General features: G+C 64.0%; 21 protein-coding genes and 2 pseudogenes. 13 read left to right on the forward strand and 10 right to left on the reverse strand.

Features of this window, described 5'->3' with window-relative positions:
• Positions 1-26: 26 nt before the first annotated feature.
• The 5 genes from DJ70_RS09575 (at position 27) to DJ70_RS09595 (ending at position 6,404) form a co-directional block, all read left to right on the forward strand.
• Positions 27-866: an RNA ligase family protein gene (locus DJ70_RS09575; protein ID WP_094532337.1), complete on the forward strand. Its 840-nt coding sequence runs from the start codon at positions 27-29 to the stop codon at positions 864-866.
• A 206-nt stretch (positions 867-1,072) separates the two neighbouring features.
• Positions 1,073-1,933, forward strand: coding sequence for an IS5 family transposase (locus tag DJ70_RS09580; protein WP_094532339.1), 861 nt, complete (start codon positions 1,073-1,075; stop codon positions 1,931-1,933).
• A 239-nt stretch (positions 1,934-2,172) separates the two neighbouring features.
• Positions 2,173-3,633 (forward strand): oligosaccharide flippase family protein, encoded by a 1,461-nt coding sequence (locus DJ70_RS09585; protein ID WP_094532341.1) that lies wholly within the window; start codon positions 2,173-2,175, stop codon positions 3,631-3,633.
• A gap of 93 nt (positions 3,634-3,726) precedes the next feature.
• Positions 3,727-4,932 carry a glycosyltransferase family 4 protein gene (locus DJ70_RS09590; protein ID WP_094532343.1) on the forward strand — a complete coding sequence of 402 codons (1,206 nt, stop codon included), beginning with the start codon at positions 3,727-3,729 and terminating at the stop codon, positions 4,930-4,932.
• Between the two features lie 536 nt (positions 4,933-5,468).
• A complete protein-coding gene (locus DJ70_RS09595) occupies positions 5,469-6,404 on the forward strand; it encodes a glycosyltransferase family 2 protein (RefSeq protein WP_094532345.1) in 936 nt (311 codons plus the stop codon).
• Between the two features lie 19 nt (positions 6,405-6,423).
• Here DJ70_RS09595 and DJ70_RS09600 read toward each other — a convergent pair whose 3' ends face one another.
• The 4 genes and pseudogenes from DJ70_RS09600 to aglG all read right to left on the reverse strand — a co-directional run bounded on the left by DJ70_RS09600 (position 6,424) and on the right by aglG (position 10,666).
• A complete protein-coding gene (locus DJ70_RS09600; protein WP_094532347.1) occupies positions 6,424-7,593 on the reverse strand; it encodes a glycosyltransferase in 1,170 nt (389 codons plus the stop codon).
• A 73-nt stretch (positions 7,594-7,666) separates the two neighbouring features.
• Positions 7,667-8,538 (reverse strand): annotated as a pseudogene (locus tag DJ70_RS09605) (IS5 family transposase).
• A gap of 2 nt (positions 8,539-8,540) precedes the next feature.
• A pseudogene (locus DJ70_RS09610) lies at positions 8,541-9,368 on the reverse strand (IS5 family transposase); the annotation flags it as partial.
• A gap of 359 nt (positions 9,369-9,727) precedes the next feature.
• Positions 9,728-10,666, reverse strand: coding sequence for a glucosyl-dolichyl phosphate glucuronosyltransferase (gene aglG / locus DJ70_RS09615; protein ID WP_094532349.1), 939 nt, complete (start codon positions 10,664-10,666; stop codon positions 9,728-9,730).
• A gap of 102 nt (positions 10,667-10,768) precedes the next feature.
• Here aglG and DJ70_RS09620 point away from each other — a divergent pair, with 102 nt between their 5' ends.
• The 3 genes from DJ70_RS09620 to DJ70_RS09630 all read left to right on the forward strand — a co-directional run bounded on the left by DJ70_RS09620 (position 10,769) and on the right by DJ70_RS09630 (position 16,640).
• Positions 10,769-13,873, forward strand: coding sequence for an oligosaccharyl transferase, archaeosortase A system-associated (locus DJ70_RS09620; protein ID WP_094532351.1), 3,105 nt, complete (start codon positions 10,769-10,771; stop codon positions 13,871-13,873).
• A 6-nt stretch (positions 13,874-13,879) separates the two neighbouring features.
• Positions 13,880-14,824: a DUF368 domain-containing protein gene (locus DJ70_RS09625; protein ID WP_094532353.1), complete on the forward strand. Its 945-nt coding sequence runs from the start codon at positions 13,880-13,882 to the stop codon at positions 14,822-14,824.
• A gap of 139 nt (positions 14,825-14,963) precedes the next feature.
• Positions 14,964-16,640, forward strand: a complete 1,677-nt coding sequence (locus DJ70_RS09630; protein WP_094532355.1) for an acyl-CoA mutase large subunit family protein — start codon at positions 14,964-14,966, stop codon at positions 16,638-16,640.
• A gap of 57 nt (positions 16,641-16,697) precedes the next feature.
• Here DJ70_RS09630 and DJ70_RS09635 read toward each other — a convergent pair whose 3' ends face one another.
• Positions 16,698-17,501 (reverse strand): formate/nitrite transporter family protein, encoded by an 804-nt coding sequence (locus DJ70_RS09635; protein WP_094532357.1) that lies wholly within the window; start codon positions 17,499-17,501, stop codon positions 16,698-16,700.
• A gap of 148 nt (positions 17,502-17,649) precedes the next feature.
• Between DJ70_RS09635 and mce the strand changes: the two genes are divergently transcribed.
• On the forward strand, positions 17,650-18,042 hold the full coding sequence (gene mce, locus DJ70_RS09640) for a methylmalonyl-CoA epimerase (protein ID WP_094532359.1): 393 nt from the start codon (positions 17,650-17,652) through the stop codon (positions 18,040-18,042).
• Positions 18,043-18,055: 13 nt separating this feature from the next.
• Here mce and DJ70_RS09645 read toward each other — a convergent pair whose 3' ends face one another.
• Both DJ70_RS09645 and purB read right to left on the reverse strand, forming a co-directional pair.
• Complete coding sequence (locus DJ70_RS09645; protein ID WP_094532361.1) at positions 18,056-18,703, reverse strand: sensor domain-containing protein; 648 nt, start codon at positions 18,701-18,703, stop codon at positions 18,056-18,058.
• 57 nt (positions 18,704-18,760) lie between these two features.
• Positions 18,761-20,233 carry an adenylosuccinate lyase gene (gene purB, locus DJ70_RS09650; RefSeq protein ID WP_094532363.1) on the reverse strand — a complete coding sequence of 491 codons (1,473 nt, stop codon included), beginning with the start codon at positions 20,231-20,233 and terminating at the stop codon, positions 18,761-18,763.
• Between the two features lie 168 nt (positions 20,234-20,401).
• On the opposite strand from purB, the gene purN reads away from it, so the two are divergent.
• Positions 20,402-22,006: a phosphoribosylglycinamide formyltransferase gene (purN, locus tag DJ70_RS09655; RefSeq protein ID WP_094532365.1), complete on the forward strand. Its 1,605-nt coding sequence runs from the start codon at positions 20,402-20,404 to the stop codon at positions 22,004-22,006.
• Between the two features lie 39 nt (positions 22,007-22,045).
• Here the strand turns inward: purN and DJ70_RS09660 are convergent, their stop codons facing one another.
• Genes DJ70_RS09660 through DJ70_RS09670 form a run of 3 tightly spaced genes read right to left on the reverse strand, consistent with a single transcriptional unit; the run spans position 22,046 to position 24,182 of the window.
• The gene (locus DJ70_RS09660) at positions 22,046-22,762 is read right to left on the reverse strand and encodes a type I 3-dehydroquinate dehydratase (protein ID WP_094532367.1); all 717 of its coding nucleotides are present in this window, start codon (positions 22,760-22,762) and stop codon (positions 22,046-22,048) included.
• A 25-nt stretch (positions 22,763-22,787) separates the two neighbouring features.
• The gene (locus DJ70_RS09665; RefSeq protein WP_094532369.1) at positions 22,788-23,180 is read right to left on the reverse strand and encodes a hypothetical protein; all 393 of its coding nucleotides are present in this window, start codon (positions 23,178-23,180) and stop codon (positions 22,788-22,790) included.
• A gap of 30 nt (positions 23,181-23,210) precedes the next feature.
• Positions 23,211-24,182 (reverse strand): transcription initiation factor IIB, encoded by a 972-nt coding sequence (locus DJ70_RS09670; protein WP_066414566.1) that lies wholly within the window; start codon positions 24,180-24,182, stop codon positions 23,211-23,213.
• A 221-nt stretch (positions 24,183-24,403) separates the two neighbouring features.
• Between DJ70_RS09670 and DJ70_RS09675 the strand changes: the two genes are divergently transcribed.
• From DJ70_RS09675 to DJ70_RS09685, 3 genes are all read left to right on the forward strand, one after another.
• Entirely contained in the window at positions 24,404-25,195 is a 792-nt protein-coding gene (locus DJ70_RS09675; RefSeq protein ID WP_094532371.1) for a cobalamin-binding protein, read from the forward strand.
• Complete coding sequence (locus tag DJ70_RS09680) at positions 25,192-25,761, forward strand: DUF84 family protein (protein ID WP_094532373.1); 570 nt, start codon at positions 25,192-25,194, stop codon at positions 25,759-25,761. The genes DJ70_RS09675 and DJ70_RS09680 overlap by 4 nt, the downstream gene beginning before the upstream one ends.
• Positions 25,762-25,937: 176 nt before the next feature.
• The gene (locus DJ70_RS09685; RefSeq protein ID WP_094532375.1) at positions 25,938-26,192 is read left to right on the forward strand and encodes a DUF7123 family protein; all 255 of its coding nucleotides are present in this window, start codon (positions 25,938-25,940) and stop codon (positions 26,190-26,192) included.
• Positions 26,193-26,220 lie beyond the last annotated feature (28 nt).

A 26,220-nucleotide genomic window follows, 5' to 3' on the forward strand; every position in this document is an offset into this window, starting at 1 on the left:
CCGACGATCGATCGCGTCCACACGACATGAAACGCTACCCGCCGATCCCGGCCGTAGCCGACGCGTCCGAGGATCTCCTCACCGGCCACCTCTGGCTCCTCGAACTGATCGACGGCTGGCACCTCCGGTTCCGGATGGCCGACTCCGGGCTCATCCGGTTCGGCGACCGCGAGGCCGTCTACGACGACCCCGACGACCTCCCGGACGCGTACGGCCACGCGGTCCGACACGTCCGGGAGCGGTTCGACCGGGAGGCGCTCCGGAGCGCGGTCGACGACGTGACCGACGTCGTCTTCTTCGGCGTGGCTACCGGTCGGCGTCGGGTCGAGTACGACTGGGAGCGGCTCCCCTCGTTTCTCGGCCACGACGTGTGGTCCGAAACCGCGGGATCGTTCCGGCCGCCGGACGCCGCGGAGGCGATCTTCGAGCGACTCGGTCTCGATCCGGTGAACGCCGTCGAACGCGAGCGCCGCGCCCGCGACTTCGATCCCGAGTCGTACGCGGTTCCGTCGTCGGCGTGGTACGACGGGCCCGCCGCGGGCGTCGTCGTCCGGAACAAGGCGGGCGGCCGGGGCGTGATCCGGAGACCGGAGCGGTCGACGTCAGTGGACCGGGGGACGGTGGGTGCCGACCTCGTGGAGGCGGCCGCAACTCACGCGGATCGGGAGCGGCTGGTGCGGATCGTCGCCCGGATCAAGGATCGCGGTGAACCGGTCACGGTCGACGCGCTCACGGAGCGGGCGTTCGAGGCGTTCCTCCGGGAGCGGCACCGGTTGGTCGCCGAGAACGGCGAGAACTGGGAGGCCTTCCGACCGGAATTCCGTACCCGGGCTCAGGCGTTCCTCGACGACGCTGAGGCCGGTTGAGATCGACGGAGTAGTGAGCATTAGGAAGCCACCCGGCCAGACTCTTGAGTCTGCGTGGTGTGAAGAAATTGATGTAGGAACGATCTCGCGAGATCGTACACTCAGGATCTGGGCCTTGTTTAGACGGATAGACTCGGTCAGTCTGAGGAGTGTGTCACTAGTATCGTCATGCTAGTAGCTCTAACGAAGTGACAAATCTATAGGAAGTGAAGCGGGACGGATTGGGTGTGCAAACCAAGACCTCCCGCTTCGCAGAGGCGGTTGTATCGCTCTCCAAAAAAGCCGTCGCTGGCGAGCCAGCTCCGGCATACCGGCCCGGAAAAGACGGGTATGCCGATTGGGTAATTCTCGCCATTCAAGGCTTCAAAGAGTATCTCCAACACGATTACAGGAAATTGATGGACGTTTTGCGAGAAATGCCGAGAGTTGCGAAATCTCTCTGTTTGACGGTTAAGACACTCCCTCACTTCTCGACCGTGTGTGCACGAAAGCAAGCGATTCCGATGAAGCGGTGGCGAGCGATCCTCGACGCGTCGCTCGAAATGTACGAACTCGGAGATATACAAGCAATCGACGCAACCGGCGTGGATCGTATCCAAGCGAGCCAGCATTACGCGAAACGGACGGATTACACGTTCAAGGCGGTCAAAACCACGTTGCTCATCGATTGTGAAACGAGTGCGATTCTAGACATACACTGTTCGATGAAACAACCGCACGATACACAGATCGGTTTACAGGTTTTGGTGCGGAATCTCGACGATCTGACGGCTGTAGCGGCTGATAAAGGATACGACTGGGAAGCACTTCGGACGAGGTTACGTGCTGAAAGTATCACACCGCTGATTCCGCAACGCGGCCCCGGTTTCCGAGGCTGGGCGAGAAACTTACTTATCCACGACCGGGCGTATAATCAGCGTTCGAACGCTGAATCGGTGTTTTTCGGCTTACGGCAGCGATACGGTGAGACGCTGTGGGCGAGAACGTGGTTCGGTCAATTCCGCGAACTTGTCATGAAATCGGCGATGCGAAACATTGAACGCGCGATCGAGGGGGAAGACCGTTGAACGCTGGCGTCTAAACAAGGCCCAGGATCTGTGTTCGTGGAAGGTGACCAATCAGTACGGGAAGACCGACGATATTATTCGGGTCGCCGACAGACTCCAGACAACTTAATCCTATGTCATCGTCAGAATCCGAATCAGCCTCCAGATGGACGGAAATTGACGCCCTCGGCGATGTAGGAGAATGACCTCCTCCGATCTATGGACAACTGCTGATAAGATAGACGATATATAATCCAATCATGTCGACCCTTCTTCGATCGGTTTTTTCAATCTTTTCAGGAAGATTGGCCAATATTCTGATAAGTCTGGGATTCACTCCGATACTGGTTCGGATCGTTTCTCAAGAACAGTACGGATTATACGTCAGCGTACTCGCCGGGTTCTCGATCTTCGCTCTTCTCGCCAAAGGAGGACTGTTCGATGCGAGTCGAAAGATCATCGCCGAGAACATCAAAGATCAAACAAAAACGTCAGAGATCGTCTCAATATCTATGCTAATAAGTGTCGGATATGGGATCACTGCGGTGTCGATCGCTGCGATCGGGCTACGAGCCGAAGTAGTTCCGTCTCGTTACGTCCCATTCGTGTGGATTCTGCTGTTAGCGGTGGTTTTTGAAAATATCTTTAGTATCGTGAGAGGCACCTTCTATGGACAACAGCGGGAACACGTGGCTGAAATTCTCAACGTCGGAAGACGGATTTTCTACGTGGTTATTGGGTTGAATCTGGCGTATATTGGGTATGACCTGATCGGGCTATTCGCTGCTTATAGCGTATCCTTCATCGTTGTTGGAGTGGTTGGGATCTTATATATTCTCAGACATTTCGAGTTCTCAGTCCCTTCCATCGAGAGCATCAAGAGACACGGACGAGAAGTAGCAACGTTCGGAGGGTTTCAGTTGATCGGAGGACTGAGTGCGGCCTTCTTGTATAAGGCGGATATTCTCCTCGTTGAGTACTTTCGAACGTCCACGGCGACTGCGCTATACAACAGCGCGATCGTACCCGCTGAGATGATCTGGTTCATCCCGTCCGTCATCCAGCTTGCGTTCTTACAGCAGACTGCGAACCTCTGGGCGGAGGATGACATCGAAGGAATAAACGACCAGATCCGAACCGGGATCAAATACAGTATACTGGCCCTAACGCTGTTCGGTGTCGGTCTGTTCGCTCTCGCTGAACCGTTTCTCCAAGTCTACTTCGGCGAGAACTACGTTGCTGCCACTTCGACGTTGCGATTGCTCATCTTAGGAACGTTCTTTTTTGGAATCACTCGAGTGGTTGTTCCTGTCTTCCAGGCAACCGGGTGGGTGAGACATACGGAACTGATGACTGTCGGAGCTCTCCTACTCAACGTTCTGTTGAACGTCGCTTTGGTCCCTCGTTATGGGATCATCGGTGCGGGGATCGGAACGTCGATATCGTACGTCATGCTGTTCGTCGGAAACGTCTGTATCTGGCTTTCTTCCCCATTCGAAGTGGTTTCACTCCGATGGATCACTCCACTCGTGCTTGCCCAGGGAGTATTCGCCATCGTGTTCTTCGCGACTGTGTTCAGCGTTGAGGTCTCACCATTGATCTCTCTGCTTGTGTTTCCGCCTTTGGGATTTGTGCTATTCATCGGGATCAACGTCGTCTTCGGACACATCCCGATACAGGAATTCCGATCTCATGTCAGTACAGTCGTGAAGCGATTCTGAGACGGAAAGTCGAGATTGAGGTATCACTCCGATCGCCATTCACAATCTATAACAACAGCTGCTTACGGATTAGTACATAGGCGAATTTGGGATATGGAACAGTTAGGAATCTTGTACTACGTTGACTCATTTCCAAAATTATCAGAGAGTTTCGTTCTAAACGAAATAAGTGAACTCACACGCAGAGGACATGAGGTCGCTGTGTTCGCTCTGAAGGATCCGGGAGAGCGCACTACCCATGAGGAGTACGAAGATCTCGACGTTCCAGTCTACTATGGGAACGTCTCGTACACCGATTTCTCGGATCTATTTTCACGGAAAACCCTCAGGATGGCGACAGAGCACGTAACCGGCGGTCTCTTCACTCGACTTTCCTCTAAACAGGTCGGACATAACTTGTTATTAGGACGCCGATGTTCGGAGTTCATCGAGTTACTCGAGTTTAATATCGACATCATTCACGGCCATTTCGCGAATCCCAGCAGGATTGGTGAAATGCTTGCTGCGAGACATCACGACATCCCATGTACGGTTACGGCTCATGCCGTTGAAATATTCAAGAAACCAAACGTCAGCCGAATACGCTACATCTGTGACGGGATGGATCACGTGATCGTTCCATCGGAATACAATCGTCGATACCTGCGCGAGGAGATTGGAGTACAGAACGGTATCACGGTCGTTCCCGCGACATCACGGGTCGAAAAGTTCGAACCATCCGAACCCACAATCGAGAATAGACTCCTGACTGTCGCTCGATTAGTAGAAAAGAAAGGATATCCGTTCGCGATCGAGGCGGTAAACCATCTGGTCGAACAGGGATACGATATCGAATATCATATCATTGGAAGTGGAGACCAAGAGGAGCAACTACAACAGAAGGTGAAGAAACACGGTGTCGAAGATCACGTTGAATTTCTCGGGCATGTTTCGGACGAAACGTTGCGACGGGAATTAAGTGAAGCCTGCGTCTTTTTGCTCCCCTGTATCGTTGCCGAAGACGGTGATCGGGACGCGATGCCCGTCGCACTGAAAGAGGCGATGGCGTCTGAAACAGCATGTGTCTCAACGACAGTATCCGCCATACCAGAACTCATCACAAGTGGACATGATGGTCTACTCGTATCCCCAAGGAGATCCGGAGAATTAGCAACGGCTGTCCAAGATCTTCTTGAAGACGCTGAAACGAGACGGAAAATAGCACAAAACGGACGAGATACGGTTCATACGAAGTTCGATATAAGCGACTCGGTGGATACGCTGTTAGAAGTGCTTGAGTCGTGTGTATGTTCTTCATAGACTGCTCTGTTGAATCCACTGAAAGTGTAGGGATCAGCTCTAGTTTGATTAAACGAATAGCTGTTCTGATTGATTTCTCGAACCGTGTTTTTCGGAACCGTCCTACTAACCGTCTACTGGCCGGCAGACCCGAGCGAAAGAACGATAGATTTGAAAAGAGACTTGGTTCGATCTAACGACGATCTCTTTGTCGTCATCGGATTCAACAGAGCGATACGGTCCTATAATATAACATGAATGAACACTCTTACGTAGCATATTGTTGATGGTACGCCATTCTGTGATTTGGATCTGTGTAGCAGAAACTCTAGTCAAGCCAAGAAGGCATTTAGATCGGTGTTTGTATACAGCCGTCAGAAAACTATAACTATATCAACAATCTCTTACAGGAGAGTTCTTGTGGAATAGATTCACCAATGGGGAGAAATACATGTGGAGATGAGACAAGAACGTACTAAAAGAATAACACTAGATATCCAAGCATCTCAGATAATGTATTAGGACACCGAGATCGAATCACATATACGATATAATTCATGAATGGACGAACCTATGAAAATCCGATTGTAAGTATTGTTATTCCAGTTTACGAGCAACCTGACCTTCTAGTTGATGCTCTCAACAGCATCTCCAGGCAGACCTTTGATAATTACGAAGTGTTAGTTGTAGATGATTCGTCAAAGGAGAAATTCAAACCGATCATCGACAAGTATGATGACCGAGTTCGCCTTCTCACCCACGATGAGAATAAAGGTGCTGCTGAAGCTCGAAACACAGGTATCAATGTTGCTCGTGGTGAGTTTATCGCGTTCCTCGACGCTGACGATACGTGGGATCCAACGAAGTTAAAGAAACAGCTCAGGGAGTTTGAGAAGTCCGACAACTATCTCGGCTTAGTATACACTGGATTTGTACAGTACGAACTTGATGGAACCGAGTGGAAACGATACCCGGAGGCAAGTGGTGACATCTACATTGAAGAATTGGAACGCGATCGCATCCATCCAACGTCGACAGTGATGGTTCGTCAAGAATGTCTCGATCATGTCGGTGGATTCGATTCATCTTTACCGAGCCGCCAAGACTACGACCTCTGGATCCGCATCACGGAACACTATGAAGTCGGCCAGGTCGACGAAATTCTTGTCGATAAACGCGAGCAACCGGACAGCATTTCGAAGGACTTCGAGAGTAGAATCAAAGGAGATCTCGCAGTGTTCGAAAAAGTCCAGAAACGGGCTGGTGATCTGGATCTCTGGACGCGCAATCGAATCCTTTCGTACCACCATCACGTCATCGGGCGCGACTACGAATCAAACGACGATCGATTGCTAGCTCTGAAACATCTCGGACTCGCAATTCTGCGGTATCCTGCGAGGCCATTTTCCTGGGTGATGTTTGTCATCGCATTACTGGGGATCAATAGAGATGGATGGTTGCTCACTTTCGTGAAAAGATACATTCGAGAATGAGCTAATCGCCGCGTTATTTTCATGAATTCGTCTCATATTCGGAAAACCATTCAGGAGTAATATCGGCTTCATCCATCACACGCGAAACTACATTTCTCATTTTACTGTGAAATGTATCTACTGAAAACCGATCGGCGAAGGTCTCAATCATTTCAGCGTCCCAGTCAATTCCTTCCATTTCGAACTGTTGAGTGGCCTTACGAATCGTCGCACCAGTTCCATCACGTTTGAAGGTGTATCCGTTTTTCCCGTTGATGACTTGGTACTGCGTCATTCCCTCTTCGACACCGAGCAACGGAGTTCCCGCGGCGAGTGCTTCGACGGGAGAGATTCCAAAGTCTTCGTCTTGACCGTTGAACACGAACGCCTTCGCTCCGGCAAGTAGTTCTCGCTTATCAGCCTCACTGACGTACCCAACGAACTCGACGTTATCGTCCGCGATCGATTCCAGTTTATCCCGTTCCGGCCCGTCTCCAGCGACGATCAATCTAGCATCAAGGTCGTCGAACGCACGGACGATGTCCTCCACGCTTTTGTGCCAGTCCAGTCGAGAGAGCGTGAGGTAGTAGTCTCTCGTCTCTGCGTCGTCGAGTGAGTACTTGTGCGTGTCCACGGGAGGATAGACGACATCAATTTTCTCTTCGGGGATTCCCCAGTATCGAACCATCCGGCGTTTCACCTGCTCGGAGTTGGCCACGAACTGATCGGGTTTGTGAGTGTTGTGATCGAAGGTGACTCGAACCGCGTAGTAGAAGAGGAGCTTCAACAATGGGATTTTACCGCGTCCGACCTGGTCGATCTGGTCGGATTGTCGGCGGTTCGTATGATGAATGTAGGCGATCCAAACTTGCTCGGTCGGTGGAACGTAGAACAGTGGCTCGTTCCCGCTGGTCACGAGCACGTCGTGGTCACGGAGGGGCTCAGCAATTTGCCACCCGAGCAAATGGGACAACATTCGTGTGACGCCACCTCGCTGGAGCGCCCACTCGTTCAGACAACCGTTGATCAACTGCTCGGCGTCGATATCGTCAGGTTCGATTGCTTCGTCTCGCCACCCAACGTACAGCGGTGCGTCCTCGAACGCCCGTACGAGCTCCCAGGCAACGCGGTCCCCTCCACCGTTGACGTGTTCTCCCCAATGCGCGATGGCAATATCATCGCTACCCGACGGAAGAGGATCATCACTCATGAGGATTTAGTGGGACGTAAGCCATAATAGGTTTCACGAAAACGCGAACAGGGCCTTGTTTAGACGCCAGCGTTCAATGGTCTTCCCCCTCGATCGCGCGTTCAATGTTTCGCATCGCCGATTTCATGACAAGTTCGCGAGATTGACCGAACTACGTTCTCGACTATATCGTCTCATCGTATCGCTGCCGTAAGCCAAAAAGCACCGATTCAGCGTTCGAACGCGGATTATACGCCCAGTCGTGGATGAGTAGGTTTCTCGCCCAGCCTCGGAAACCTGGGCCGCGTTGCGGAATCAACGGTGTGATACGTTCAGCACGCAACCTTGTCCGAAGTACTTCCCAGTCGTATCCTTTATTTGCCGTCACAGCCGCTAAATCACCGAGATTCCGTACCAATACCTGCCAGCCGACTGGGTATCGTGCGATTGTTTCACTGATTAGTGTATATCTAGAATCGCACTCGTTTCACAATCGACGAGCAGCGTAGTCTTCACTGCCTCGAGCGTGTAATCCGTCCGTTTCGCGTAGTGCTGGCTCGCCTGGACACGATCCACGCCGGTTGCGTCGATTACTTAGACCTCTCCAAGTTCGTACAACTCCGACGCGTCGAGGATCGCTCGCCACCGCTTCATCGGAATCGCTTGCTTCCGCGCACAGATCGTGGAGAAGTGAGGAAGCGTCTCAACCGTTAGACCGAGCGATTCCGCGACTCCGGGCATCTCTCGCAGAACATCCATCAGCTTCCTGTAGCCGTGTTCAAGATACTCTTTGAAGTCCTGAACGGCGAGAACCACCCAGTCGGCATACCCCTCTTTTCCGGGTCGGTATGCTGGAGCTAGCTCGCCAACGGCGGCTTTTTTGCAGAGCGAGACAACCACCTCTGCGAAGTGGGAGGTCTTGGTTTGTACACCCTGCTTTGTTGAATCCGATGACGGCGCGGGGATCGCTGTTTGAGAGCTTGTTCTAGGTTGTAGACTGCGGCGGTCAGCACGAGTTCGCGGAACTCGCGGTACCAAGCGCGAGGGTGGACAGCGGGGCCGAACCGACGCTTGATGGCCGAAAAGGCGGTCTCGGCCATCCACCGCTGGCCGTATAGCTCGCTGTCCAACCGTGCGTTGTGCGCGTGATCGTACGCAGCGAACAGCCGGTGACGCAGCAACGGCCGGACGCCCTCTGAACGGAGGGCGTCCCGGAGAGATTGGTCGTCATAGCCTTTGTCGCCGGCGAGACTCTCGATTTTCTCGGTGTTGCGAAGGGCAACTCGACGGCCAGTTTGCGTGTCGTGAGGCCAGTGTGCCGAGCAGTGAATATCGAGAATGGCACACGAATCTGTATCGACGAGCGCCGTCGTTTTGAGCGTGCGTATGTGGCGATCCGAGCGGTGTTGGTAGTGTCTCGATGCCGTTTCGCGGTCGAAGAATGTGGCATCGATGGTACCGTGCGAGCCCGGAGCGCAGACGTTCGCGGACTCACGAAGGAAGGCGCGCCACACGGACATGGGCACCCTCTCAAACGACCGGTACAGCGTTGAGGGTGCGGGAAATGCCGTTCGAGCGAGCTGTAACAGCCCACGAACGCGATCCATCTCACTCGCCCAATCCACGATCTCGCGGTACGTCGCGTCCATGTGAACCCGCAAAAAGTGGAGCGTCACATGCTTCCAGCCGGGAAATCCGTGGCCAGTCGGATCACTCACCGCCGTTGGACTGGCGGCACAGCGCTTTTGAGCCAGCGACGCGGCTTGCTTAACGAAGCGGAAGAGTAGGTTAGTCACATTCGGCTCTTCCGCTTCGCTTCCACCTTCAGAGCGACGCTATCTCGCCGCCTTCTGCGGATTCAACAGAGCAGTACACCCAATCCGTCGCGTTTCACTTCCTACTAGATTTGGTACTTCGCTAGAGTTGCTAGTATGACGATACTAGTGGAACAGCTTTCAGACTGATCGAGTCTAACCGTCTAAACAAGACCCAAGAACAGAATACACAATAAAATAAGTGTCGAACGTCAAAGAACGATCATCAGAAATTCAACTAATGTCGGTTAAATGAATAATAAATATTATATTATGAAGCAAGATCCTTCGATATCGATCATTGTCGATCAAGTTTGCTATTTAACTATATGTGAGCTCGGTTATCTATTCGCCTTCTCAACGAGATCTGGAGTCACCACCGCGTACAAGTATCCCAGCCCGACTGCCCCGGTGAACGCGCCGATCGCCGCCAGCTGCGTCACTGCGGCCACGGAAGGGGACCGGATCAATCCCTCCACCCGGCGTGGTACCCTGTCCGTCAGCAACCACTTCAGATAATCTCCCTTGTCGTCGGGCGCATCCGGATACAGCAGGTCCATCACGCGCTTCGAATACCCCTGCCAGAACGACCGGAACAATAGCCAACGGAATTCCCCTCGATACTCGAACAAGGTGTGGTGGACGACCGCGGCCTCGGTGAACATCATCCCCTTCCCGAACTCCTCTAACAGACGAATCCCCACCGGCGCTTCGTGCGCTTGGAGGTGTTTGTCCCCCTTCCGTCCGGTGTTCGGATCGTAGCCGCCGACCGCCAGGAACTTCCCGCGACGGTACGAGATGTTCGACCCGTACGTGTTCCGGACCTCCTCGCCGTCCTCGGCGAAATCGGGCTCGACACAGCCGACGAGCCAGTAGAACTCCTCGGGGAAGAAGTTCGGACGGTCACCCTGCCAGTTCGGTCGCACGTCCCCGCCGACCGCGATCGCGTCGGTCGTCTCGTACACCTCGACGAGCGACTCGATCCAGTCGCTCTCCGCCACGCCATCATCGTCGATGAACGCGACGATCTCTCCGGACGCCAACTCCGCGCCCTTCGTCCGGCTGTAGGAGATCCCGCGGTTCTCCTCATTGTCGTGGATCACGACGCTCTCGCGGTCGCCGAAGTCCGCGACCGTCCGTTCGTACACCTCGGGGTTCCCGTCGATCACCAACACGACCTCGATCGGGTCGTACGTCTGAGAAAGCGCGCTCTCGACGGCCTCCGTGAACACGTCGTAGCGGTCCATCGTATACGTACAGACGACGACGGAGACCTTCATCGGTCGATGGTTCCGGAGGTGGACGAATAAACATTCTGACCTCCCGCCGTCGCCGACCAGTTATAACAAGGCTTATGGACGTTTTCGGAGTGTTCCCGTGTAATGAGCGAACGAACGGATACCGCCGAGGAGGACGAGAGGTCCCCGCTCGTCCTCCTCGAACGCTGGTACCACGTCCCAGCGATCGCGGGCGTCTTCGCGTTTATGTTGTGGACTCGACTCCGATCGTACGGCAACTTCGTCCGTGACGGCGAGGTGTACTTCCGGGGGAACGACCCGTGGTACCACCTCCGGGAGACGAGCTATCTGCTCGAGAACTGGCCGAACACGCTCCCGTTCGACCCGTGGACTGGGTTCCCCTTCGGTAACCAAGCTGGACAGTTCGGGACCCTCTGGGACCACATCATGGCCGTCGGCATCTGGGTCGCCAGCCCGGTCATGGGTGGCCCGGAGGAAGTCATGCTCGTCATGGCTCCGATCGCCGGGGCACTCGTCGCGGTTCCCACGTTCTTCATCGCGCGCCGGTTCGTCGACCGTCCGGCCGCCCTCGTGTCGTCCGGCGTGCTCGCGCTCCTCCCGGGCACGTTCTTCAGCTACTCGCTGGTCGGGTTCCCCGACCACAGCGCCGCCGAGGTGTTCTTCCAGTCGGTCGCCGTCCTCGGGTTCCTCGTCGCCTTCGCGGTCGCGGAGCGTGACGCACCCGTCTGGGAGCTCGTCGTCGACCGCGACTGGGACGCCCTCCGCCGACCCGCCGCGTACGCCGCGGCCGCGGGCGTCGCGCTCGGCCTCTACATCTGGACGTGGCAGCCGGGGATCCTGATGGTCGGGTTCACCGGCGTCTACCTCGCGGTCAAGATCACGAGTGACACGTACCACGGCAGGAGCCCGGAACCGATCGCCTTTGCCGGCTCCGTCGCGATGGCCGTTTCGGGTCTGATGCAGGTGATCCCTCTCGACACGTTCTCGTTTCAGGTGACGGACTACTCGCTACTCCAGATCGTCCTCCCGCTCGGCGTCGCCGCGGGAGCGGTCTTCCTCGCGTGGCTCGCCCGCCAGTGGGAGGCGCGCGACGACCTGACTCCCGGCACCTATCCGGCGGCCGTCGGCGGCCTGATCGTCGCCGCCGCCGGCTTCCTCTGGCTGGCGCTTCCGTCGCTGTGGTCGACGCTGTCGAGCAACCTCCTGAACTTCGTCGGCTTCAGCGCCCGCGCCACGTTCCGCACCATCGGCGAGGGGCAGCCGCCGCTTCAGAACGCCTCCTTCGCCGACTTCGTCCTCGGCCAGTACGGGCTCGCCTTCTTCCTCGCGCTCGCGGCGGTCCTCTACGTCGTCGCGCGTCCGCTCTACCGCTCCGACGACCCGAACCACACGCTGTACATCCCCGCGGCGCTCGCCGTCGTCGGCTCCGTCTACGCGGTCCCCCAACTGTACGACGCGATCGGCGGGCTCGTCGGCGTGAGCTGGCAGGTGGTCGGACTCGTCATCGCGGCGGGGTTCCTCGTCGGCGCGACGTTCCTCGTGGAGTACGACGCCGAGGAGCTGTACTTCGTCGTGTGGGCGGCGTTCATCGGGAGCGCCGCGTTCACGCAGAGCCGCTTCAACTACTACCTCGCGGTGGTCGTCGCGGTCGGCGCGGCGTACTTCCTCCAGGTCACCTTCGACGCGATCGACCTGGGATCGCTCGACGCCCTCCGCGAGATCGAGGGGTGGCAGGTGTTGACCGCGCTCGCGGTGCTCGCCGTCCTCCTCGTACCGCTCGTGGGCGTCGCCACGCCGGTGTGGACCGCGGGCAACTCGACCGGGCCGGGCAGCGTCGTCGAGTGGGACGAGAGCCTCCAGTGGATGAACGAGGAGACGCCGCATCCGGGCGAGCTCGAGGGCGCCGACAATCCGATGGAGTACTACGGCACCTACGAACGACCCGACGACGGCGACTTCGAGTACCCGGAGGGCGCCTACGGCGTCCAGTCGTGGTGGGACTACGGCCACTGGATCACCACCCGCGCGGAGCGGATCCCGAACGCCAACCCGTTCCAGCAGAACGCCGCCGAGGCGGCGAACTACCTGCTCGCGCCGAGCGAGGAGGCCGCACGGGAGGTGCTCGCGGGCCAGAGCACGGAGGGCGAACACACCCGGTACGTGATGGTCGACCGCCAGATGGCCTCGCCGAACTCCAAGTTCGGCGCGCCGGTCACGTTCTACGACGCGGGCAACGTGACGCGGGAGGACTTCAACCGCGTCCTCTATCAGCAGACCCAGCAGGGCGGGTTCGGCACGGTGATGCAGGTGAACACCCAGCGCTACCACGAGAGCCAGATGATCCGGCTGTACGAACACCACGGGAGCGCGGTCGAGCCCGAGCCGGTCGTCGTCGACTGGGACACGCAGGCGGCCGAGACGGCGGGCGGCGAGCAGGTCGAACTCGCCGTGCTGCCGGAGGATCCGAGGACGATGATCCGGCAGTTCGAGAACGTCTCCGCGGCCCGTGAGTTCGTCGAGGAGGACGGGAGCGCGCAGGTCGGCGGCGTCGGGGGGCTCCCCTCCGAGCGCGTCGAGGCGCTCGAACACCACCGGCTCGTCCACGCCACCGAGTCGCAGGGACGCTCCGCCTCCGCGGGACAGGTGGGCGTGCTCCAGCAGCTCGGCGTGAACTTCCAGGACGTCCTCGGCGAGTCGGCGCTGGCCGCGTTCCGTGACGACTGGGTGAAGACGTTCGAGCGCGTCCCCGGCGCGACGATCGAGGGGAGCGGCGCGGAGCCCGGCGAGGAGGTCCGAGCGACGGTGGAGATGGAGAAACCCTCCGGCGCGACCTTCGAGTACACGCAGTACGCGACCGCCGACTCCGACGGGCACTTCGAGTTCACGGTGCCGTACTCGACGACGGGCTACGACGAGTTCGGTCCCGAGGAGGGGTACACGAACACGAGCGTGCGGGCGACCGGGCCCTACGAGGTCACGACGGGAACGACGACCGACGAGGACCTCTACACGACCCGGAGCGTCGGGCAGGTCGAGGTCACGGAGGCACAGGTGATCGGCGAGGACGACGCCGCCGCGACCGTCGAACTCGAGGAGGAGATCGTCGACTGTCCCTCGGGCGATCCCGAGTGTCCGGTCGGTGACGGCTCGAGCGGCTCCGGGGACGGCGGGACGAACGAGTCGAGCGGCTCGCTCGCCGCGTCCGACCGCGTCGCCGTGGCCGCCTGATCCGGGATGACGGACGTCCGGGAGTGGATCGCGATATATCTGAAGGGCCTGGCGATGGGGACCGCGGATGCGGTTCCCGGCGTCTCCGGCGGCACCATCGCGCTGGTCGTCGGGATCTACGAGCGGCTGATCGCGGCGGTGACCGCGATCGATCCCGACCGGATCGCGCGGGTGCTCGCCGGGGTTCGAGCGAGCGAGCGTCCGGACGCGCGGGCCGCGTTCCGCGAGGTCGACGGCGGGTTCCTCGCCGTCCTGGGCGCGGGGATCGGCACCGCGGTCGTGCTCGTGTTGAGCCTCGTCGACGGGCTCCTCGCGGCGTTCCCCGTGGCGACCTACGGGTTCTTCTTCGGGCTGATCGCCGCCTCCGCGGTCGTGCTCTACGGGGCGGTCGACCTGGCGACGACGGGCAGGAAGGCGGCCGCGGTCTGCGGCTTCCTCGCGGCGTTTCTCGCGTCGGGGTACGCCGCGACCGCGCTCGGCCACGCGCTCCCCGTCGTCTTCGTCTCGGGGGCGATCGCGGTCAGCGCGATGGTCCTTCCGGGCCTCTCCGGATCGCTTCTCCTCGTCGTCCTCGGCCAGTACGAGTTCATGTCGGGGACGCTCGCCGCGTTCCTCGACGGGATCGCCGCGGCGGCCGCGGGCGAGGGCGCCGCCGGGATCACGGGGGCCGTTCCGACGATCGTCGCGTTCCTCGCCGGCGGGGTCGTCGGGCTGTTCACGATCGCCCACGCGGTGCGCCGCGCGCTCGAGGCCGCCCGCGCCGCGACGCTCGCGTTCCTCGTGAGCCTGATCGTCGGCGCGCTGCGCGCGCCGGTGATCGAGGTCTCGATGCGGCTCGCCGACTCCGGCGAGACCTGGGCGAGCGCGTTCCCGCGGTTCGCGGCCGCCGCCCTCGTCGGCGCGGTCGCCGTGATCGCCGTCGACCGGCACGCGGGCGTGCTGGAGTACTGAACGCGGGCGTACTGGAGTACTGAACGCGGGCGTGCTGGAGTACTGGCGGCGCGGTCGGCCGGGCTCGCGCCGTGGATGCCGAGCACTTCGCCGCACGTCGGGTCAACCGTTAAGTCGCGGTCGGTCGACCGTGTAGGTAATGTACGACCCCGAGGAGCTTGCCGAGATCCGGGCGGCGAAGGAGTCCTGGGAGGAGGGAACCTACGGCGACACCGTCGACCGGTTCGGGGAGCGCGAGGCGGAGTTCACGACCGACACCGGCGGTCAGTCGGTCGACCCGCTGTACACCCCCGCCGACCTCGCCGATCACGACTACCGCGAGGACGTCGGGTTCCCCGGCGAGGAGCCGTACACGCGCGGCGTCTACTCGACGATGCACCGCGGGCGACTCTGGACGATGCGGCAGTACGCCGGGATGGGCACCGCGGCCGAGACCAACGAACGGTTCCGCTACCTGATCGACGAGGGCTCCTCGGGGCTCTCGATGGCGTTCGACCTCCCGACGCAGATGGGGTACGACTCCGACGCCGCGATGGCCGAGGGCGAGGTCGGTCGCTCGGGAGTCGCCATCGACACGCTCGACGACTTCGAGACCGTCTTCTCCGGCATCCCGCTCGACGAGGTCTCCACGTCGATGACGATCAACGCGCCCGCCGCCGTGTTGCTCGCGATGTACGTCGCGATGGGCGACCAGCAGGGGGTCCCCCGCGAGGAGCTCCGCGGGACGATCCAGAACGACATCATGAAGGAGTACGTCGCGCGGAACCTCTACATCTACCCGCCGGAGCCGTCGATGCGGCTCATCACCGATATCTTCGCGTTCTGTGCCGAGGAGGTCCCCGGATTCAACACCATCTCGATCTCGGGATACCACATCCGCGAGGCGGGCTCGACGGCCGCCCAGGAGGTGGCGTTCACGCTCGCGAACGGGATCGAGTACGTGGAGGCCGCCCTCGACGCCGGCCTCGACGTCGACGAGTTCGCCCCGCAACTCAGCTTCTTCTTCAACGCTCACAACAACGTCTTCGAGGAGGCGGCGAAGTTCCGGGCGGCACGCCGGATGTGGGCACGGATCATGGACGAGCGGTTCGACGCCGAGAACCCCGCGTCGAAACAGCTGAAGTTCCACACCCAGACCGGCGGCTCCACGCTGACCGCCCAACAGATCGAGAACAACGTCGTTCGAGTGGCGTACCAGGCGCTCGCTGCGGTGTTGGGGGGGACCCAGAGCCTCCACACGAACGGGAAGGACGAGGCGCTCGCGCTCCCCACGGAGAAGTCGGTGCGGACCGCCCTGCGGACCCAGCAGATCCTCGCACACGAGTCGGGCGCGGCCGACACGATCGACCCCCTCGCCGGGAGCTACTACGTCGAGAGCCTCACCGACGGGATCGAGGAGGAGGCGTTCGGGATCCTCGAGGAGATCGACCGCCGCGGCGGGGCGCTGGAGGCGGTCGAGAGCCAGTGGGTCCAGCGGCAGATCCAGGACGTCGCCTTCGAGCGCCAGCGCGAGATCGAGGCGGGCGAGCGGGTGATCGTCGGCGTCAACGAGTTCCAGGTGGACGAGGAACCCGAGATGGACTTAGAGGAGGTCGACCCCGACCAGGAGGCCGAACAGCGCGAGCGGCTCGCGGCGGTGAAGGCCGACCGCGACGAGGAGGCGGTCGAGGCCGCGCTCGCCGCGGTTCGGGAGGCCGCACGCGGCGAGGCGAACGTCATGCCCCCGATCGTCGACGCGGTGAAGGCGTACGCGACCGTCCAGGAGATCTCGGACGTGTTCCGCGAGGAGTTCGGCGAGTACAGCCCGTCCCGGTGAGACGGGCTTCGTCGTGGCGCGGCTCGAACGGCGGATCGGCGAGGGACCGAGCCCCCGTCAGTTCGCGCCGCGGACGACGTGGCCGTACTTCAACAGCGCGACGAACACCGAGCCACCGACGGCGTTGCCGACCGTCGCCAGCGCGAGGAAGCCGACGTAGTCGAGCAGCGTGATCGACGGCGACATGAACAGCCCGAACAGCACCTCCACGTTGCCCGCGATCGAGTGCGGGAGGTGGAGGAGGCCGATGGTCCCGGTGACGACCAACACGAGGATCAGCCGGCTCGTCGTCTCCTGGGCCGCCGTGATCAGCCACGCCAGAAGTCCCATCAGCCAGCCGGCGAAGACGCCGCCGACGAAGAGCCACGGGAGGTCGTGAGTGACGAGTTTCGACGCGATCGTCTCGAACGCCGCCGGCGTCACGACGCCGAGCTCCGGCATCAACAGGATCACGAGCAGGGTGAAGAGGAGCCCGCCGACGAGGTTGCCGACGTACACCAACCCCCAGAGCCGGCCGAGGTCGCGGAGCGACGCCTGGCCGTCGAGGACGGGGATCACCGCCAGCGTGGTGTGTTCGGTGAACAGCTCCGATCGCCCCAGGATCACGAACATGAACCCGATGGAGTAGACGCTCGCCAACAGCAGCTCGGTGGTGAGGTCTCCGAACCCGCCCGGCGAGAGCGTCAACACCACCGCCATCATCAGCGGACCGAAGCCGATGTCGAGACCCGCCGAGAGCCCCGAAAGGAGGAGCCCGGAGCGTTCCCGGTTCATCTCGTGGAGCGCGGTGTCGAGGATGGTATCGAGGACGCTCCGCGAGGTCATCTGCTCCGTCGCTCCGTCGGCGTTCGAGTCGGGCACCGTCGACGCGTTCGACGCGCTGGCACCCAAACCTTTCCATCGGAGCGGATCCCGCCGCATCGGCCGGTGGAGTCGGGACGACACGGTCGGGCGGACGTAACTCGATGGCGACTGGCGGGTATAAGTCGGGGCCGACCCACTCCCCGGCATGCGCTTCGATCACGTCGGCGTCGCCGCCCGCGACGCCGCCGACCTCGCCGCCCTGTTCGCCGACCTCCTCGAGGCACGGATCGCCCACGAGGAGACGTTCGACGGGATGCGCGTCGTCTTCCTCGAACTTGACGACGGCGGGTTCTTCGAACTGCTGGAGCCGGCCGCGGAGGGGACGATACGCGAGTACCTCGACCGCGAGGGACCGGGGATCCACCACGTCGCGCTCGCGACCGACGACCTCCCCGCGGCGCTCGAGCGCGCTCGCGATCTCGGCGTCGATCTCGTCGACGATACACCCCGGCCCGGCGCGTGGGGTCACGAGGTGGCGTTCCTCCACCCGCGGTCGACCGGCGGGGTGCTCGTGGAGTTCGTCGGGTCGGGCGAGTGAGCCGGGGGCGCCGTCAGCCCCCGTCGGGGCCGCGGCCGAGCAGCGCCACCGCCGTCCGCCGGGCGGCGTACGCGACCGCGTTGGACGCGTGGAGGACGACGACGAGCCCGCAGAGCGCGACCGGCACCGCGAGCGCGGCCTCGGGGAGGGTGTCGATCGTCCACGTGACTGGCTCGCCGTTGACGGTCCCGAACTCGGCCGTGTACGGGTACCGGGCCGGGGCGGCGACGAGCGAGAGCGCGGTCCCGGTCCCGAACAGGAGGAACGTCGTGGGGACGACGATCCAGACCTTCGACGAGAGGAACCCGAGACTCCGCCACGTCGACGGCGCGTCGACGTACCCCTTCGCGAGCGGGAGCAACCCGTCGGCGTCGTCGGGGACGTCGTCCGGCGGCCGGAGGTCGAGCGACCACGCGGCGTTCGCCAGCCGGCGCTCGAGCCCGGCGAGGAGCCGGGAGCCGACCAGGGTCGCGAGCAGGACCACGACCCCGACGCCGACGACCGAGAGGAGGGTCCCGAACACGATCCCGAAGGTGAGAAGCATCGAGTAGGCGATGCCGAGCGGCGCGCCCACGAGCAGGTACGCCAGGTTCGCGTACGTCCGGCGGGCGGCGACGACGCCGACGACCGGAACGGCGGAGGGCTCACGGAGGGAGACCATGGCGATCCGGCCGGCGGCTCGCGAGAAAACGGTTACGCTCCCGGGTCGAGGAACGGGCTACGCCCGACGGTCGTCGCGGGCGTCGCCCGCCACGTCGGAGCCGCCGTCCGCGAGGTCGGCCGCGATCCCGGTGTAGCCCGCGGGTGTCAGCGCCCGCAGCTCCTCGCGGACCGCGGGGTCGACGTCGAGGTCGTCGAACAGCGCCCGGAAGTCCTCCAGGGTGACCCGCGAGCCGCGGGTGAGCTCCTTGACGCGCTCGTAGGCGTCGACGTCGCCCTCGCGTCGGAGGATCGTCTGAACCGCCTCCCCGATCACCTCGGGAGTCGCCTCCAGCTCCTCGCGCATGACGACCTCGTTCGGCACCACCTTCGCGAGCCCGTCGGCGGTCTTCGAGTAGCCGATCAGGCAGTGCGCGAACGCGGCCCCCACGTTGCGTTTCACGGTCGAGTCCGAGAGGTCGCGCTGGAGCCGCGAGGTCGTGACGTAGTCGGCGAGGAAGACCAGATCGGCGTTCGCCTTCGAGAGGTTCCCCTCGGCGTTCTCGAAGTCGATCGGGTTCACCTTGTGCGGCATCGTCGACGAGCCGGTCTCCCCCTCGACGGCGCGCTGCCCGAGGTAGCGGTCGGAGACGTACAGCCACGCGTCGAGATCCAGATCGAGGAGGACGTTGTTCACGCCCCGCAGCGCGTCGAAGAGCGCGGCCAGGTCGTCACACGGGTTCACCTGCGTCGCGAGCGGGGCGTGCTCGAGCCCGAGACCCGTCACGACGGATCGGGAGACGCCCGGCCAGTCGACGTCGGGGTAGGCGGCGACGTGGGCGGCGTAGGTGCCGGACGCGCCGGCGAGCTTGCCGGAGAGGTCGTCGACCGCGGCGTCGACGCGGCCGAGCGCGCGGCCGAGCCGCGCGGCGTAGACGGCCATCTCCTTGCCGAACGTCGTCGGCGTGGCCGGCTGGCCGTGCGTCCGCGCGAGCATCGGGGTGTCGCGGTGCTCGCGGGCGAGCCTCGCGAGCGCGTCGCGCACCTCGCGAACCGCCGGCACGAGGACCTCGCGAACCGCCGGGGCGACGAGCAGCCGGTGGGCGAGGTTGTTGACGTCCTCGCTCGTCAGCCCGAAGTGGATCCACGGGAACAGCGCCTCGGGCTCCGCGATCGAGCCGGCCTCGCCGAGCTCCTCGAGGCGCACCCGCAGGAAGTACTCCACCGCCTTCACGTCGTGGTTGGTCGCGGCGTAGCCGGCCGCCCCCTCGACCTCCAGGTCCTTGATCAGCCGGGCGTCCTCCGCGGAGAAGGCGTCGTGGAGGTCGCGCAGGGCCGAGACCGTCCCGTCGTCGAGCGAGATCGGCGTCGCCTCGAGGGCGGCAAGCTCGATCAGGTACTCGACCTCCACGCGGGTCCGCGCCCGCATGAGCGCCGCCTCGCTCGCGTACGGCGAGAGGGGCGCGGTTCGCCCGGCGTATCGCCCGTCGAGCGGGGAGACGGCCGCGAGGGGGTCCGAACGCGAGAGTCCGGGAATCGGGTCGTCGGTCATGTCCGCGAGTGCCCCCGGAGCGCGCAAAAGCGTGTCGATGACGATACCCACGGAGATGTATACTCGTGCGGCCCTGGCGGCGGCGTATCCACGGACATATCCTCGATCGTGTACATCGATCCGGCGACGACCGTAACCGATAAAGCCGGTCGGTCGGAGGGGTGAGACATGAAGATCGCCGGACTCGCCAGCAATCGGGGACGGAACCTACGCCACATCGCCGACGTCGCGCCGGGCGGCGCGAAGCTGTCGGTCGCCCTGACGAACCGCGAGGGCGCGCCGATCATCGAGGCGGCCGCCGAACGGCGGATCCCGACCGAGGTCGTCGTCCGCGAGGAGGGCGAGTCGCGCGCGAGCCACGAGCGCCGGATCCTCGACCGGCTGTCGGGGTACGACGTCGACGTCGTCTGCCTGGACGGCTACATGCGGGTGCTCACGGAGGAGTTCCTCGCGGCCGCCCCGACGACGCTGAACGTCCACCCCTCGCTGCTGCCGGCGTTCCCCGGCACCGACGCCCACGAGCAGGTGCTCGAGGCGGGCGTGAGGACGACCGGCTGTACCGTCCACCTCGTCACCGAGGCGGTCGACGACGGCCCGATCCTCACCCAGGAGCCGGTCCCGGTCTACGCCGACGACGACGCCGCGTCGCTGAAACGGCGGGTGCTCCAGGAGGCGGAGTTCACCGCGTACCCGCGGGCCGTCAGATGGCTCGCGGAGGGGAGCGTCGGGATCGAGACCGACGAGGACGGGATCCCCCGATCGGTCCGGGTCGACGGCGACACCGGCGGCTCCTTCCCGGCCCGGCGGTTCGCCTCGGAGGACCGTGCCGACCGCCTCCGCTACGGCGAGAACCCCCACCAGGAGGCGGCGCTGTACGCCGATCCGGCCTGCGAGGAGGCGAGCGTCGTCGGGGCCGAGGCGTTGAATCCCGGCTCGAAGGGGATGGGGTACAACAACTACAACGACGCCGACGCCGCGCTCGGGCTGATCAAGGAGTTCGACGACCCCGCCGCCGCCGTGATCAAACACACCAATCCCGCCGGCTGCGCGACGAGCGACACCCTCGCGGACGCGTACGACCGGGCGCTCCGGACCGACGCCAAGTCGGCGTTCGGGGGGATCGTCGCACTCAACCGGCGGTGTGACGCCGACACCGCCGAGGCGATCGCGGACTCGTTCAAGGAGGTCGTCGTCGCGCCCGGCTACACCGACAGCGCGCTCGACGTGCTCACGGAGAAGCAGAACCTCCGCCTGCTCGACGTGGGGCCGCTCGGCGAGGGCGACGACCGCTTCTCCGAGCGGTTCGTCGAGAAGCCGATCGTCGGCGGGCGGCTCGTCCAGGAGCGCGACCGCCAGTCGCCGACCGCCGACGACCTCGAGGTCGTCACCGAGCGCGAGCCCTCCGCGGACGAGATCGAGACGATGCTGTTCGCCTGGCGGACGCTCAAACACGTCAAGTCCAACGGGATCCTGTTCGCGACCGGCACCGAGACGGTCGGCGTCGGCATGGGACAGGTCTCCCGCGTCGACGCCGTCACGCTCGCGGCGATGAAAGCCGAAAAGGATGCGGAGGGGAAGTCGGCCGCGGGCGCGGTGATGGCCTCCGACGCGTTCTTCCCGTTCCCGGACGCCATCGAGGAGGCGGCCGACGCCGGCATCGAGGCCGTGATCCAGCCCGGCGGCTCCGTCAACGACGAGGACGTGATCGCCGCCGCCGACGACCACGACATGGCGATGGCCTTTACCGGGTCGCGCTGTTTCCGGCACGACTGAACCGACTACCGTCCCGTCGGTCTACCGTTTCGACTCCGGCTACCGCCCCGTCCCCGATTCGTCTCCCTCCCCCCGTAACCCGTCGACCAGGTCCCGAAGCGTCGCGAGCGGATACTGGCCGGGCGCGGTCGCGTCCGCCGCGTCGACCGGGGCGTACCCGATCCGCGAGCCGTACAGCGGGGCCACGGCGCGGGTGTGGCGACCCGGTTCGCCCATACACATCGTCGCGACGCGGTGGCCCGCCGCGGTCGCCTCGTGGGTCGCCCGCAGCATCGCGAGCGCGTCCCCGCGACCGTTGGCGGTCGTGGCCAGCTTCCCCACGTCGCCCTCGCTCGCCGCGTCCGCGAGCAGGTCGACGAGCGTGCCGAACTCCGGCGTCGACTCGAAGTCGTGGACCGAGGCGATCACCGACACGCCCGCCTCGCGGGCGTTCGAGCGGAGCGCCGTCGCGTGCGATCGCTCGCCGGCCGGCGCGTTTCCACGAAGCGCGGCGAGCTCGACGTCGACCGCGGCGACCGACTCGTGGCCGATCGCCTCCGCGAGCGCGTCGTACCGGCCGAGGTCGTCGGCCTCGCCGCCCTCCCACGCCGCGCGGTTCGTGACGACGAGCGGGAGCGTCCCGTCGTAGGCCGCGAGCTGGTCCAGCGGGTCGGCGGCCAGATCCATGCGGAACTCCACGGCGTCGGCCGCCTCGCGGGCGCGCGACGCCGCGGACAGGTCGGCGGTGCTCGCCGCGAGAACGAACTCCTCGAACATGTCCGCTGCTTCGACCGTGGGGGAGTTAACTCTCCCCGTCGGCGACCCGGTCCGGCCGCGGTCGATCGCCGCGGACGGCCCGGAGCCAGCCGGCGGCGACCGCGAGGAGGCCGCCGAGGATCAGGACGACGGAGAGCGCGTCGAGGCCGTCGCCGACGCCGTCGAGCCCGAGCGCGAGGATCGACGCGCCGAGCGCGACGATCGCGAGCGCGCGGAAGCGATCGGGCGTGAGGTCGCGGCCGGCGACCGCGGCGTCGACGTCCGCCCCGGCGAGCAGGTACGCGACGCCGGCGACGCCGCAGCCGACGCTGGCGACGAGGAGGGGAACGCGGCCGCCGCCCCCGCCCGTGGTGACGAGAAACCAGCCGGCGACGGCGACGAGCGAGCCGCCGGAGAGCAGGTCGCGGGAGCGGGACATGTCGTGTCGGCGTGTCGTGTGGACGGTTGCTTACGCGACGAGGCCGTCCTCGGCCTCGAGCAGCTCGTGGTAGCGGTTGCGGATGGTGACCTCGGAGATGTCCGCGACCTCCGAGACCGCGGCCTGCGTCGTCTTCTCGTTGGTGAGGAGGGCGGCGGCGTAGACGGCGGCGGCCGCGAGGCCGACCGGCGACTTCCCGCTGTGGACGCCCTTCTCCTTGGCGTTCTTCAACAGGCCCTTCGCGCGCATCTCCGACTCCTCGGAGAGTTCGAGGTCGGAGGCGAACCGCGGCACGTACTGCTCGGGGTCGGCGGGCTTGACCTCGAGTTTGAGCTCGCGGACGACGTAGCGGTACGTCCGGGCGATCTCCGCCTTCTCGACGCGGGAGACGTCCGCGATCTCGTCGAGGCTGCGCGGGACGCCGGCCATCCGGGCGGCGGCGTACACGCAGGACGTCGAGACGCCCTCGATGGAGCGGCCGGGGAGCAGGTCCTCGTCGAGCGCGCGACGGTAGATGACCGAGGCGGTCTCGCGGACGTTGTCCGGCAGCCCTAACGCCGAGGCCATCCGGTCGATCTCGCCGAGCGCCTGCTTCAGGTTCCGCTCCTTCGAGTCGCGCGTCCGGAACCGCTCGTTCCACTTGCGGAGCCGCTGCATCTTCTGGCGCTGGCGCGCGCCGAGCGACCGGCCGTACGCGTCCTTGTCGCGCCAGTCGATGTTGGTCGACAGCCCCTTGTCGTGCATCGTGTTGGTCGTGGGCGCGCCGACGCGGGACTTCTCGTCCTTCTCGCGGGAGTCGAACGCGCGCCACTCCGGCCCGCGGTCGACCGAGTCCGCCTCGACGACGAGCCCGCAGTCCGCACACACCGTCTCGCCGTGCTCCTCGTCGTTGATGACCTGGCCGTCACACTCCGGACAGCGCAGCGTCTCGTCGGTGCTTTCCGATTCCTCCTCCGTCTCCCCGCGGGTGCGACTCCCTCGGGTATGTAGTCGTTCGGTCATAGCTCTCTGTCCCCCGGTGTAATCGAGAACGCACGGGAGCAGTCTTGTCCGGTAGACGGGCGAACGTAACTTAAAAGACCCGGAACGTGTCGCCGCGCCGGCGACGAATGAACACGATCGATCACGAGGAACGTCGCCGGACCGGCCGGGATCGGTCGACCCGATCGGTCCGGTCCCCGCGATCCGAACCCTTTCGACCGACGGGAGCGAACCCGCCACCCATGACCGACCCTCGCGTCGTCTCCCTCGCGCCGAGCGCGACCGCGACCCTCTCGGCGCTCGGCGCGGCCGAGCGCCTGGTTGGCGTCACTCACCACTGCGACCCGCCGGCGGACGCCGGGTCGGCGCACGGGACGGACCCCGTCGCCGTCGGCGGGTGGACGACCCCGTCCCTCGACCGCGTCGCCGAACTCGACCCGGACGTGGTGTTCACGAGCGACGGCCTCCAGGCCGGGATCGCGGAGGAGTGTCGCGAACGGGGCCTCGCCGTCGACCACCGGGAGCCGGCCACGCTCGAGGACGTCCTCGAGGGGTTCCGGGGGATCGGGGACGCGGTCGGCCGCCCGGACGCGGGCGCGGAACTGGCCGCCGAGGCCCGCGGGCGGATCGAGGCGGTCGGCGACGCGGCCGCCGGGACGGGCGGCGACACGACCGACACGACCGCGGACCGCCCCGTCGTCTACTGTGAGGAGTGGTCCGACCCGCCGATGGCCGCGGGCAACTGGGTCCCCGACGCGGTCCGGGCGGCCGGCGGCCGCTACCCCTTCGTGGACGCCGGCGAGCGCTCCCGCGAGGTCGACCCCGAGGCCGTCGCCGCCGCCGACCCCGACCGCGTCGTCGTTCACGTCTGCGGGCGCGGCGACCGGGTCGACCCCGCGACCGTCGCCGACCGGGAGTGGATCGACGCGCCGGTCCACGTGATCGACGACTCGCTGTTGAACCAGCCGAGCCCCGTCCTGATCGAGGGGATCGAACGGCTCGCGGCGCTGTTCGCCGGCGGGGTGGAGCCGTGACGCGGGACCGAGGGCCGCGGGTGGGCGTCGGCAGCGGCAACCCCGTGAAGCGGCGGGCGGTCGAGCGGGCACTCGAGACCGCGGGACTCGAGAACGACGGCGGCGAGGCCCCGGCGGGCGAACCGCCGACCGTCGAGTCCGTCCCGGTCGCCTCCGGCGTGAGCGAGCAGCCGGCCGGCCACGCCGAGACCGTCGCCGGCGCGGAGAACCGCGCGGCGGCGGTCCTCGAGGCGGGCGGGTACGACCTCGGCGTCGGCCTCGAGGGCGGCGTCGCCCGGTTCGAGGGCGCCGCCGGGCTCTTCCTCGTGATGTGGGCGGCGGTCGACGACGGCGACCGCGTCGGCCGCGGCGCGGGGCCGAGCCTCGAGCTCCCCGACGACGTCGCCGCCCGGATCGAGGGGGGCGCCGAACTGGGGCCGGTGATGGACGACGTGCTCGACACGACGGGCGTCGCTCGACGCGGCGGGGCCGCCGGCGCGCTGACGAACGGCGGCCTCGATCGCGCCGACGCGCTCGCCGCCGCGGTCTCCGGGGCGCTCGGCCCGTTCGTCTCCGAGCTGTACTGACGCGGACCCGATCCGGGGCCCGCGTCCGAGCGGTCGGTTCGAGGTTCGGGGTTCGTACCGAAACGAGCCGTCGGCGGGGCGCGGACGCCCCCGCTACCGCGTCGAAACCGCACGACGTGACGGTGTTAACCCGGTCTACCAACCGCCTTTTGAGGGATCCCTCCCTGTGTAGTGACATGAGCACGGCACGCGCGGAGCCCGTCGCGGTCGAACCGGCCGGCCTCTCCGAGAAACAGACCCGGATCCTCGAGTACCTCCGGGCCAACGCGGACGACCGGACGTACTTCAAATCGCGGCTGATCGCCGACGAGCTCGGTCTCTCCGCGAAGGAGGTCGGCGCGAACATGGGCGCGGTCGCCGACGCGGCCGCCGACGTCGACGTCGAGAAGTGGGGCTACTCGTCGGGAACGACGTGGATGGTGACGACCTGAGTCGGACGTCGGGGTCGCCGTCGACGCG

This window comes from Halorubrum halodurans, assembly GCF_002252985.1.
Taxonomy (GTDB): domain Archaea; phylum Halobacteriota; class Halobacteria; order Halobacteriales; family Haloferacaceae; genus Halorubrum; species Halorubrum halodurans.

Bases quoted from the DNA above. Each gene is read 5' to 3' on its own strand.
- DJ70_RS09575 (WP_094532337.1), top strand. From the start codon at position 27: ATGAAACGCTACCCGCCGATCCCGGCCGTAGCCGACGCGTCCGAGGAT.
- DJ70_RS09585 (WP_094532341.1), top strand. From the start codon at position 2,173: ATGTCGACCCTTCTTCGATCGGTTTTTTCAATCTTTTCAGGAAGATTG.
- DJ70_RS09590 (WP_094532343.1), top strand. From the start codon at position 3,727: ATGGAACAGTTAGGAATCTTGTACTACGTTGACTCATTTCCAAAATTA.
- DJ70_RS09595 (WP_094532345.1), top strand. From the start codon at position 5,469: ATGAATGGACGAACCTATGAAAATCCGATTGTAAGTATTGTTATTCCA.
- DJ70_RS09600 (WP_094532347.1), bottom strand. From the start codon at position 7,593: ATGAGTGATGATCCTCTTCCGTCGGGTAGCGATGATATTGCCATCGCG.
- aglG (WP_094532349.1), bottom strand. From the start codon at position 10,666: ATGAAGGTCTCCGTCGTCGTCTGTACGTATACGATGGACCGCTACGAC.
- DJ70_RS09620 (WP_094532351.1), top strand. From the start codon at position 10,769: ATGAGCGAACGAACGGATACCGCCGAGGAGGACGAGAGGTCCCCGCTC.
- DJ70_RS09625 (WP_094532353.1), top strand. From the start codon at position 13,880: ATGACGGACGTCCGGGAGTGGATCGCGATATATCTGAAGGGCCTGGCG.
- DJ70_RS09630 (WP_094532355.1), top strand. From the start codon at position 14,964: ATGTACGACCCCGAGGAGCTTGCCGAGATCCGGGCGGCGAAGGAGTCC.
- mce (WP_094532359.1), top strand. From the start codon at position 17,650: ATGCGCTTCGATCACGTCGGCGTCGCCGCCCGCGACGCCGCCGACCTC.
- DJ70_RS09645 (WP_094532361.1), bottom strand. From the start codon at position 18,703: ATGGTCTCCCTCCGTGAGCCCTCCGCCGTTCCGGTCGTCGGCGTCGTC.
- purB (WP_094532363.1), bottom strand. From the start codon at position 20,233: ATGACCGACGACCCGATTCCCGGACTCTCGCGTTCGGACCCCCTCGCG.
- purN (WP_094532365.1), top strand. From the start codon at position 20,402: ATGAAGATCGCCGGACTCGCCAGCAATCGGGGACGGAACCTACGCCAC.
- DJ70_RS09660 (WP_094532367.1), bottom strand. From the start codon at position 22,762: ATGTTCGAGGAGTTCGTTCTCGCGGCGAGCACCGCCGACCTGTCCGCG.
- DJ70_RS09665 (WP_094532369.1), bottom strand. From the start codon at position 23,180: ATGTCCCGCTCCCGCGACCTGCTCTCCGGCGGCTCGCTCGTCGCCGTC.
- DJ70_RS09670 (WP_066414566.1), bottom strand. From the start codon at position 24,182: ATGACCGAACGACTACATACCCGAGGGAGTCGCACCCGCGGGGAGACG.
- DJ70_RS09675 (WP_094532371.1), top strand. From the start codon at position 24,404: ATGACCGACCCTCGCGTCGTCTCCCTCGCGCCGAGCGCGACCGCGACC.
- DJ70_RS09685 (WP_094532375.1), top strand. From the start codon at position 25,938: ATGAGCACGGCACGCGCGGAGCCCGTCGCGGTCGAACCGGCCGGCCTC.